Source organism: Paramagnetospirillum caucaseum (assembly GCF_000342045.1).
Classification (GTDB): domain Bacteria; phylum Pseudomonadota; class Alphaproteobacteria; order Rhodospirillales; family Magnetospirillaceae; genus Phaeospirillum; species Phaeospirillum caucaseum.
The window spans coordinates 58,595-68,608 of sequence record NZ_AONQ01000020.1; the positions used below are offsets into that span (position 1 = coordinate 58,595).

8 protein-coding genes are annotated in these 10,014 nt (G+C 68.0%); 3 read left to right on the forward strand and 5 right to left on the reverse strand.

Annotated features, from left to right (window positions below):
- Positions 1 to 6: 6 nt before the first annotated feature.
- Positions 7 to 1,887 (reverse strand): ABC-F family ATP-binding cassette domain-containing protein, encoded by a 1,881-nt coding sequence (locus H261_RS09280; protein WP_008616764.1) that lies wholly within the window; start codon positions 1,885 to 1,887, stop codon positions 7 to 9.
- A 191-nt stretch (positions 1,888 to 2,078) separates the two neighbouring features.
- On the opposite strand from H261_RS09280, the gene ndk reads away from it, so the two are divergent.
- Both ndk and H261_RS09290 read left to right on the forward strand, forming a co-directional pair.
- The gene (gene ndk, locus H261_RS09285) at positions 2,079 to 2,501 is read left to right on the forward strand and encodes a nucleoside-diphosphate kinase (RefSeq protein WP_008616767.1); all 423 of its coding nucleotides are present in this window, start codon (positions 2,079 to 2,081) and stop codon (positions 2,499 to 2,501) included.
- A gap of 206 nt (positions 2,502 to 2,707) precedes the next feature.
- Entirely contained in the window at positions 2,708 to 3,166 is a 459-nt protein-coding gene (locus tag H261_RS09290) for a helix-turn-helix domain-containing protein (protein WP_040476099.1), read from the forward strand.
- Positions 3,167 to 3,197: 31 nt separating this feature from the next.
- On the opposite strand, the gene H261_RS09295 is transcribed toward H261_RS09290, so the two are convergent.
- Complete coding sequence (locus tag H261_RS09295) at positions 3,198 to 4,871, reverse strand: sensor domain-containing diguanylate cyclase (RefSeq protein WP_008616770.1); 1,674 nt, start codon at positions 4,869 to 4,871, stop codon at positions 3,198 to 3,200.
- 184 nt (positions 4,872 to 5,055) lie between these two features.
- Between H261_RS09295 and H261_RS09300 the strand changes: the two genes are divergently transcribed.
- Entirely contained in the window at positions 5,056 to 7,101 is a 2,046-nt protein-coding gene (locus H261_RS09300; protein WP_008616771.1) for a sensor histidine kinase, read from the forward strand.
- On the opposite strand, the gene cysW is transcribed toward H261_RS09300, so the two are convergent.
- From cysW to cysP, 3 genes are all read right to left on the reverse strand, one after another.
- Entirely contained in the window at positions 7,102 to 7,962 is an 861-nt protein-coding gene (gene cysW / locus H261_RS09305; RefSeq protein WP_008616772.1) for a sulfate ABC transporter permease subunit CysW, read from the reverse strand.
- A 16-nt stretch (positions 7,963 to 7,978) separates the two neighbouring features.
- On the reverse strand, positions 7,979 to 8,806 hold the full coding sequence (gene cysT / locus H261_RS09310) for a sulfate ABC transporter permease subunit CysT (protein ID WP_008616773.1): 828 nt from the start codon (positions 8,804 to 8,806) through the stop codon (positions 7,979 to 7,981).
- 87 nt (positions 8,807 to 8,893) lie between these two features.
- Entirely contained in the window at positions 8,894 to 9,898 is a 1,005-nt protein-coding gene (gene cysP / locus H261_RS09315) for a thiosulfate ABC transporter substrate-binding protein CysP (protein WP_008616774.1), read from the reverse strand.
- Positions 9,899 to 10,014 lie beyond the last annotated feature (116 nt).

Here is a 10,014-nt window from a genome sequence, read left to right on the forward strand (position 1 = left end):
TGATGCCTATTCCTGGGCGGCCTCCAGCTCCTCCTGGGCGCTCAGCCAGGCCAGTTCCGCCTCTTCCACCCGGCGGGCCAGATCAGCCTCCTGGCGGCGCAATTCGGTGACCTTGGCGGGCGGTCCCTGGTAGAGCTTGGGGTCGGCCAGCCTTTCCGCCAGGGCCTTCTGCTCGGCGTGCAGCTTTTCCAGCGCCTTCTCCGCCGCCTGGGCCGCCTTGCGCAGCGGCGCCAGCTGGGCACGGGCCCCGGCCGCCGCCTTGCGCTCGGCCTTGCGCTGGGCGGCGTCGCCGGTCCGCTCCGGCTTGGCCCCCCGGCGGTCCTCGCGGGCGCGGTCGAGCAGCAGCTTGCGATAGGCGGCCAGGTCGCCGTCGAAGGGCTGGACCCCGCCGTCGCCCACCAGCCAGAGATTGTCGGCGGTCAGTTCGATCAGATGGGGGTCGTGGCTGATCAGGATCACCGCGCCGTCATAGGCGTTGAGCGCCGCCACCAGCGCCTCGCGGGCGTCGATGTCCAGGTGGTTGGTGGGCTCGTCCAGGATCATCAGGTGCGGCGCCTCGCGGCTCATCAGGGCGAACAGCAGCCGCGACTTCTCGCCGCCCGACAGGCTGGCGACCTTGACGTTGGCGCGGTCCTGCTCGAAGCCGAAACGGCCCAGTTGGGCGCGCACCTTGGCCTCGGGCATGCCCTTCATCAGCATGGCCATATGCTCGTAGGGTGTTTCCTCCAGCCGCAGCTCCTCGGTCTGGTGCTGGGCGAAATAGCCGATCTTCAGCTTGGGCGGCTTGCGGAACTGGCCGCCCAGCAGGTCGAGGCGCCCCGACAGCACCTTGGCCAGGGTGGACTTGCCGTTGCCGTTGGCGCCCAACAGGGCGATGCGGCTGTCCATGTCGATGCGGATGTCGAGGCCCCGCAGCACCACCTTGTCGCCGTATCCGGCCACGCCGTGGTCGATGGCGATGATCGGCGGGCTCAAGGGTTCGGGATCGGGGAAGTCGAAGGACATGGCGCGGTCCTCGACCACGGGGACCACCATCTCCATGCGCTCGAGCATCTTGACCCGGCTCTGGGCCTGGGCGGCCTTGGTGGCCTTGGCCTTGAAGCGGTCGATGAACGACTGGATCTTCTTGCGCTGTTCCTGCTGCTTGGTGAAGGCCTTGGCCTGCAATTCCATGCGGGCGCGGCGCGTCGCCTCGAAGCGGTCGTAATTGCCGCCATAGGCGTTGAGCTTGCCGTTCTCCAGATGGATGATGCGGTTGGTCACCTCGTTGAGCAGCTCGCGGTCGTGGCTGATCACCACCAGGGTGCCGGGATAGGCGGCCAAGTGGCTCTGCAGCCACAGAGTGGCCTCGAGGTCCAGGTGGTTGGTGGGCTCGTCCAGCAGCAGCAGGTCCGGGCTGGCGAACAGCGAGGCCGCCAGGGCGACGCGCATGCGCCAGCCGCCGGAAAAGTCGGAAACCGGCTGCAGTTGCGCCTCGGAATCGAAGCCCAGGCCCGACAGGATGGCCGCCGCGCGGGCCGGCGCCGAATGGGCGTCGATGGCCATCAGCCGCTCGTGGATCTCAGCGATGCGGTGGCCGTCGTGGCAGATCTCCGCCTCCTCGAACAGGGCGGTGCGTTCGGTGTCGGAGGCCAGCACGCAGTCGATCAGGCTGACGTCGCCCTCGGGCGCCTCCTGGGCCAGGCGGCCGAGGCGGGCGCGCGGGCGCATGTTGATCTCACCTCCGTCGGCGTGCAGCTCGCCCAGGATCAGCTTGAACAGGGTGGTCTTGCCGGTGCCGTTGCGCCCGACCAGGCCGACCCGCGCCCCGGCGGGAATATGGACGGTGGCCTGTTCGAAGATGGTCCGGCCACCATAGCGGAAGGTGAGGTCATTGATATGCAGCATGGCCGCTGGAATAGCACGCCCGCGCCTGCACGGCAAAGGCGCGGTTGCACCCCCGCGCGAGACCGTTGCTCTCCCCGGTCTTTGAGGTTATAACCCGCCGTCCCCCGAGCGCCCGGCCGCCGGGGGCGTGCGCGGCCGCCCAAATCCCGTCCCCCGGCGCGGCGCGAGCAACCGCCGAAAGGAATTCATCAATGGCTACCGAACGTACCCTGTCGATCATCAAGCCCGACGCCACCCGCCGCAACCTGACCGGCAAGATCAATGCCCGTTTCGAGGAAGCCGGCCTGCGCATCGTGGCGCAGAAGCGCGTCCAGCTGACCAAGGCCCAGGCCGGTCAGTTCTACTCGGTCCATGCCGAGCGCTCGTTCTTCGGCGAACTGGTTGACTTCATGATCTCCGGCCCCGTGGTGGTCCAGGTCCTCGAAGGCGAAGGCGCCGTCGCCCGCAACCGCGAGATCATGGGCGCCACCAACCCGGCCAACGCCGCCCCCGGCACCATCCGCGCCGACTTCGCCGAATCGGTGGAAGCCAATTCGGTGCACGGTTCCGACTCGGCCGAGAACGCCGCCATCGAAATCTCCTACTTCTTCTCGGGCTGCGAGATCGTCGGCTGATCCGACCGATCCCATCCGATCGCCGCCCCCCCGGGAGGAAACTCCCGGGGGGTTTTGTTTTGGCGGCAAGGACTCGGCATTGCATACAAAACGGGAAAATTATTTATTTATATTATGATTATGTGTTTTTTGCACCAATTTGCCACTTGCGCGGCTTGTATGCACGCCCGCAAATAGGGGTAACACAACCTCAACGGATGCATACAATGCAAAAAACGCGTCAATCGAGCCGGGGGCGGACGCCGGGCGGATGCCCCAACCCCATCGACGTGCATGTGGGGAGCCGGCTGCGCCTGCGCCGCACCCTGCTGGGTCTCAGCCAGGAATTCCTGGGCGAGGCCCTGGGGCTGACCTTCCAGCAGATCCAGAAATACGAGCGCGGCGCCAACCGCATCGGCGCCTCGCGCCTGTTCGACCTGTCGCGCGCCCTGGACGTGCCGGTGGAGTACTTCTACGAGGAGATGTCGCCCGACGTCATGGCCGCCAGCCCGCGGCACATGCTGCGCGCCACCGAGGAACCGGCGCCGCAGCGGGTCGACCCCATGAGCAAGCGCGAGACCCTGGACCTGGTCCGCACCTACTACAAGATCGGCGACCCCAACGTGCGCAAGCGGGTCTACGAGCTGGCCCGCGCCCTGGCGGTGCATACGGGAGGGCGGCGCTGACCGGTCCGGTCAGCGCATCCTGGCATGAGCCTCATGCATCGGCCGCCGCCCCATACAACCGGTAGCCGGCCCGCCCCCCTGCCTTGGCGCGGTACATGGCCATGTCGGCGTGGCGCAGCAGCATGGACGGGGTCTCGCCGTGCTCGGGGAAGGCGGCGATACCGATGCTGGCCGACAGGCGCACCGGCGGGTCGGTGATGGTGTAGGGCTCGCCCAGGACCGCCAGGATCTTTTCCGCCACGTTGCCGGCGTCGCTGGGCTGGGGCAGGTCGAACAGCAGGACGATGAATTCGTCGCCGCCCTGGCGGATGACCACGTCGGCGCCGCGGACGGCGTGGCGCAGCCGGCGGGCCGCCTCCTTCAGGACCAGGTCGCCGACCTCGTGGCCCAGGCTGTCGTTGACCTCCTTGAACTGGTCGAGATCGATGAACAGCACCGCCAGCCCCCGCCCGGAGCGCCGGGCCCCGGCGATGCCATGGGCGATGAACTGGTCGACGACGCTGCGGCTGAACAGGCCGGTCAGGACGTCGTGGGTGGCCAGATATTCCATGCGCTCGCGGGCGGCGCGGTTGCGCCGGCTGCGCTCGCGGTCGAGCCAGTGATAGGCGGCACCGCCGGCCAGGATGATGACCAGCGTCCCCAGGGCTCCGGACAGGCCGAACAGCCCCAGCCGGTCGGCGGCGATGGTGGCGACCCGCGGCACCGGCGCCAGGATGGTCAGCGCCAGATCATCCTCGGGCAGGATGGTCGACAGGCGCAGATACGGCACACCGTCGCTGCCCCAGCGATGCAGGGCGGGATGCGCGGTCGAGCCCCAGGGAACCAGGGGCAGCTCGGTGAATTCCGAACGCTTGTAGCGGCCTGTCCGCTCGGCGGGGGACAGCCCCCCCACCGCCGCCCCCGGCAGGGTGCGCATTTCCAGATCCTTGTCCTGGGCCAGGATCACCACACCGTAATTGTCGCTGAGAAAGGCATTGGCCTGATTGACCCAGGACGACAGATAGGGAAGGTCGATCTTGATGGTCATGACGCCCAGGATACGGTCGCCGTCGCGGACCGGCGCCGAGAAGAACAGGCCGGGGATGTTGGTCCGGCGCCCCAGGGCGAACTGGTTGCCGAACCGTCCGGCCATGGCCTCGGTGAAATAGGTCCGGTCGCGGTAATTGGTCCCGATGAAGCTTTCCGCCTTGCCGTCGTTGCTGGCGGCGATGGCGTCGCCGGCCGGATTGATCAGCCAGATGACGCTGAGCGCCGCCAGATCCGCCACCGAACCAGCCAGCGAGCGGTTGAGCTCGGCCAGACGCGGGTCGGATGACAGGACGGCCTGGCGCCGCTCGCGGGGCAACGACCTGAGGTCGGGACGGTCGCCGAACCGTTTCAGGGCCTCCACCACCGCCCGGTCGCGGCCCAGCGCCGCCGGAATGCCGTGGAACACCGCCAGGGTCCGCTGGATGCCCTGGGTCATGTCCTCGGTGCTCTGGCGCAGGTCGCGCTCGGCATGGGTCAGGGATTCCGAGGCCCGCCAGGCGACGTATTCCCCGGCCGCCAGCCAGCAGCCGCCAAGCCACAGGGCGATGACCACGGCGCCGAGGGCGATGAAATGGCGCGCCAGACCGGGCTCGGAGACGAACGCCGCCGGCTGGCCGGCAGGGCCGGAACGCTCATCGCCCGAAGCGATGATGGCAAACGGGGCTTCCGTCTCCATGATTCGCCGTCCGCGCCTGACCGGGGTCGCCCCCGAATTGAAGATCGATACCTATGGCAGCAAATGAATCTACGCATTTTGCCAGGGCCTGGAAACGGAAAAGACGCACCCGCCGGGGTTGGTTTGCATAGGCGGCTCCCCACACCTGGGGTATGATTGCCATCTGGCTTCCCGGGGGAGATGAATGACCACCACGCCCAAGCGGTCACTGCTGGCCGGCCTGCCGCCCCTGGGCATCTGGGGGCTTTCGGCCGGGCTGGTCGTCCTGCTGGTGGGGCTGACGGCGTTCCAGTTGCATGCCGGCTATCTGCGGACCGTCCGAGTGGCCAGCGCCAACCTCGCCGACACGGCCCGCGTCACCGAGGAACAGGTGCGCGGCAGCCTGCGGGTGGTGCGCCTGATGCTGCGCGCCATCGCCGAGGCGCCGCGCAACGAGCCGGGGCCGCTGCGGCGGTTCATGGCGACGCGAACCAAGATCGTCCCGGAAATCCGCCAGGCCTTCATCGTCAATGCCCAGGGCATCGTCACCGTCTCGACCCTGCCCCAGGTGGAAGGACGCGATACCGGCGGACGCGCCTTCTTCACCGCCGCGCGGGATTTGCCGCCCGGCCGCGACATCCACGTCAACAAGCCCCTGCCCATCGGGATCGACGGGGCGCTGGTGATCATGGTGTCCATGCCGCTGACCGACGCCGAGGGGCAATTCGACGGCATCGTGGCGGTATCGCTGGAACTGGGCTATTTCCAGCACCTGCTGCAATCGGTCCACACCGGCGAGCCGGGGGCCGGCGCGCTGCTGGTCACCCCCGATGGCGACATCGTCGGCCGCGACCCCGAGCCCGAGCTTTACGTGGGCAAGAACATCGCCAAGGGCGGCGCCTTCGCCATGCACCGCGAGGCCGGGAGCGCCGCCAACACCTTCGTCCACGTCACCCTGACCGACGGCAAGGAGAAGGTGTCGGCAGCCCGCACCCTGACCGAACCGGCCATGCCGCCGCTGGTGGTGATCGTCGGCCGCCCGCTCGACGGCGTCCTGGCCCCCTGGCGGGCCGAGGCGATGCTGGTGGCGGCGGTGGTGGGCGTCCTGGCCATCGCCATCTTCGGGCTGACCGGTCTGGCCGGGCGCCACCTGGTCGCGCTGACGGCCAGCGAGGAGCGCTATCGCGGCCTGATCGAGACCCAGAACGACCTGGTGGTCCGCCTCACCCTCGACGAGCACCTGGCTTTCGCCAACGAGGCCTTCGCCCGCGCCCACGGGCAGGATTCCTCGGCCATCATCGGCCAGTCCTGGCGCGCCTTCGTCCACGAGGACGACCACGCCGCCACCGCCCAGGCCATCACCGACGTCCTGCGTCCTCCCGGTTTCCGCGCCGCGGTGGAGAACCGCATGAAGATGGTGGCCGGCCTGCGCTGGGTGTCGTGGGAGGGCGCCGCCATCCGCGACATGGCCGGACGCATCGTCGAGGTCCAGGCGGTGGGCCGCGACATCACCGAATGGGTCGAGCACCGCGAACGCCAATCGGCCCTGCTGCGCGACCTGGACACGTCCAACCGCGAGCTGGAGCAGTTCGCCTATATCGCCTCCCACGACCTGCGCGAGCCGCTGCGCATGATCACCAGCTATCTCGGCCTGCTGGAGCGGCGCTACACCGCCCTGCTGGACGAGGACGGCCGCCAGTTCCTGGATTTCGCCCGCGACGGCGCCAAGCGCATGGACCTGATGGTCCTCGACCTGCTGGAATTCTCCCGCGTCGGCCGGGTCCGCGACCCGCTGGCCACCGTCGCCCTGGCCGACGTGATCGCCGCCGCCCTCGACAATCTCAGGATGCCCATCGAGGAAAGCGGCGCCACCCTGTCCATCCCCGCCGACCTGCCGACCATCACCGGATCGGGCGGCGAACTGGTCCGCCTGTTCCAGAACCTGATCGGCAACGCGGTGAAGTATCGCCACCCCGACCGCCCGCCGGTAATCACCGTGTCGGCGCAGCGGGGCGACAGGGTCTGGGTCTGCGCGGTGGCCGACAACGGCATCGGCATCGCGCCGGAATATTTCGAACGGATCTTCGACATCTTCCAGCGCCTGCACAGCCGCAACGAGTACGAGGGCACCGGCATCGGGCTGGCGCTGTGCCGCAAGATCGTCGAGCACCACGGCGGCCGCATCTGGGTGGAATCCGAACCGGGGAAGGGCTCGTGCTTCCGCTTCACCCTGGTCGGCGGGGCGGCGTGATCAGCCCTGGCGCTCGGCCAGGGTATCCTCGATCTCGCGGTCGTAGAAGCGTTCGACCAGCAGCTTGAGCACCAGCGTGACCAGGGCCAGCAGGGTCAGCACCGAGGCGGCGGCAAAGGCCCCCGAACTGTCATAGTCGTGGTAGAGCAGGTCGATCTGCAGCGGGAGCGTCATGGTCTCGCCCCGCACCTGCCCCGACACCACCGAGACGGCGCCGAACTCGCCCAGCGAGCGGGCGGCGCACAGGATGATGCCGTAGTAGAGCGCCCATTTGACGTTGGGCAGGGTGACCCGCAGGAAGATGGCCAGCCCCCCCGCCCCCAGGGTCAGCGCCGCCTCCTCGTCGTCGGTGCCCTGCAGTTGCATCAGCGGCAGCAATTCGCGGGCGATGAACGGAGAGGTGACGAACAGGGTGGCGATGACGATGCCCGGCAGGGCGAACATCACCTTGAGGTCGTGCTCCTCCAGCCACGGCCCCAGCAGGCCCGAGCCGCCATAGACCATCAGGGCGGCAACGCCGGCGACGATGGGCGACACCGAGAACGGCGCCTCCACCAGGCTGACCAGCCATTTCTTGCCCTTGAAGCGGAACTTGGTGACCGTCCAGGCCACCGCCAGACCATAGATTGCGTTGATGGGCACCACGATGGCCAGGACCAGCAGCGACAGGCCGATGGCGTGCAGGGTCTCGGGATGGCTGACCGCCTGCCACCACGCCGCCCAGCCCTTGGACAGCGCCTGGGCGAAAATCACCGCCATGGGCACCATCAGGAAGCCCAGGGCCAGCAGCCCGGCCAGCCCGATCAGGATCAGGCGCCGCTTGCCGCCGGGCTGACGGTGGGGAACGTGATGGACGGCCATGGCGGGTATCATCGTCTCAGCCCTTTGCCAGATAGCGCTGCTGCCAGGCCTGGATGCCGTTGGTCAGCAGCATGGTCGCAAAGGCGAAGGCCAGCACCACGGTGGCCACGGCGGTGGCGGAGCCGAACTCGTACTCCTCCAGCTTGATGAAGATCAGCAGGGCGGCGATCTCGGTCTCGAAGGGGCGGTTGCCGGCGATGAAGATGATGGCGCCGAACTCGCCCAGGCAGCGGGCGAAGGCCAGCGACATGCCGGCCAGCAGGGCCGGCGCCAGGGTGGGCAGGATCACCTTCATGAAGATCTGCGTCTCCGAGGCGCCCAGCGTCCGGGCCGCCTCCTCGGTCTCGCTCTCCAGCTCCTCGATCACCGGCTGCACGCTCCGCACCACGAAGGGCAGGCTGGTGAAGGCCATGGCGATGGCGATGCCCGGCTGGGCGTGGACCACCTTGAAGCCCAGCGGCTCCAGGTACTGCCCCACCCAGCCGTTGGGGGCGAAGGCGGCGGCCAGGGCCAGGCCGGCCACCGCGGTGGGCATGGCGAAGGGCAGATCGATCAGGGCGTCCAGCAGGTTGCGGCCGGGGAACTGATAGCGGGCCAGCACCCAGGCGAACAGCAGCCCGGCCAGCCCGTTGAAGGCCACCGCCTCGGCCGCCGAGACCAGGGTGACCTGATAGGCGGCCAGGGCGCGCGGGCCGGTGGTGGCGGCGATGAAGCCCTCCAGGCTCATGCCCGCCGCCTTGATCAGCATGGCGCCCAGCGGCAGGAGGACGACGAGGCCGAGATAGGCCAGCGTCATCCCCATGGTCAGCGAGAAGCCGGGCAACAGCCTGCGGGCGCGCATCATACGAACTCCGGTTGAACCGTTCGGTCGGTCATCTCCGGCCGGAACCGGAGACGACCGACCTTGTAGCCCGATGACGCGGTTTGCGCATCACTTCTTGCCGAAGACCTGATCGAAGATGCCGCCCTCGGCGAAGTGGATCTTCTGGATGTTGTCCCAGCCGCCGAACAGTTCGGTGGTGTAGAGGCGCACCTTGGGAAACTGCGCCGCATGCCGGGCCGCCACCTTCTCCGAGCGCACCCGGTAGAAGTTCTTCGCCAGGATTTCCTGGGCCTCGTCGGAATAGAGGTAGTCGAGATAGGCCTTGGCGCTGGCCTGTGAGCCCTTCTTGACAGCCACCTTGTCCACCACCGCCACCGGGAACTCGGCCAGGATGCTGACCGGCGGGATCACGCCTTCCACCTTGTCGGCGCCGAACTCCTTGATGACGCCGCCCACCTCGGCCTCGAAGGTGACCAGCACGTCGCCGGTGGCCCGCTCGACAAAGGTGGTGGTGGCGCCGCGCCCGCCGGTGTCGAACACCGGCACGTTGGCCACCAGCTTGCGGATGAAATCCTTGGCCTGGGCCTGGTCGCCGCTGAACTTTTCCAGGGCGAAGGCATAGGCGGCCAGATGGGTGTAGCGGCCGTTGCCCGAGGTCTTCGGGTTGGGGAACACCACCTTGACGTCGGGGCGGACCAGATCGTCCCAGTTCCGGATGTTCTTGGGATTGCCCTTGCGGACCACGAAGGCCGGCAGCGAGTAATAGGGCGAGGCGCCGTGCGGGAAGGCGGTCTGCCAATCCTTGCGCACGAAGCCCTTATCGGCCAGAACCTGCACGTCGGTCACCTGGTTGAAGGTCACCACGTCGGCGGGCAGGCCTTCGAGGATGGCGCGGGCCTGCTTGGAGGACCCGGCGTGGCTCTGCTTGATCTGGGCGATCCCCTTGCCGGCCGGGGTGGCCTGGAAGGCGGGGTTGATCTGCTGGAACAACTCGCGGGCGATGTCGTAGGACACGTTCAGCAATTCGCCCGGCGCCTTGTCCTGGGCCAGGGCGCCGGCCGGCATCAGGGCCAGGGCGGCCAGGGCGGCGAGAGTGGAAAGACGCAATGCCATCGGAAACTCCATTCAGTCGTCCACGGGTTAAAACACGATTGGCATGTGTTATTGAAAATAAAAATACATATTTTTATTGCTGTTTATGACAGATCCGTCCACCCCACCGGAAGGGA

What these genes read in the sequence shown, in the direction of transcription:
- H261_RS09280 (WP_008616764.1), bottom strand. Translation starts at nt 1,887, where the DNA reads ATGCTGCATATCAATGACCTCACCTTCCGCTATGGTGGCCGGACCATC.
- ndk (WP_008616767.1), top strand. Translation starts at nt 2,079, where the DNA reads ATGGCTACCGAACGTACCCTGTCGATCATCAAGCCCGACGCCACCCGC.
- H261_RS09290 (WP_040476099.1), top strand. Translation starts at nt 2,708, where the DNA reads ATGCAAAAAACGCGTCAATCGAGCCGGGGGCGGACGCCGGGCGGATGC.
- H261_RS09295 (WP_008616770.1), bottom strand. Translation starts at nt 4,871, where the DNA reads ATGGAGACGGAAGCCCCGTTTGCCATCATCGCTTCGGGCGATGAGCGT.
- H261_RS09300 (WP_008616771.1), top strand. Translation starts at nt 5,056, where the DNA reads ATGACCACCACGCCCAAGCGGTCACTGCTGGCCGGCCTGCCGCCCCTG.
- cysW (WP_008616772.1), bottom strand. Translation starts at nt 7,962, where the DNA reads ATGGCCGTCCATCACGTTCCCCACCGTCAGCCCGGCGGCAAGCGGCGC.
- cysT (WP_008616773.1), bottom strand. Translation starts at nt 8,806, where the DNA reads ATGATGCGCGCCCGCAGGCTGTTGCCCGGCTTCTCGCTGACCATGGGG.
- cysP (WP_008616774.1), bottom strand. Translation starts at nt 9,898, where the DNA reads ATGGCATTGCGTCTTTCCACTCTCGCCGCCCTGGCCGCCCTGGCCCTG.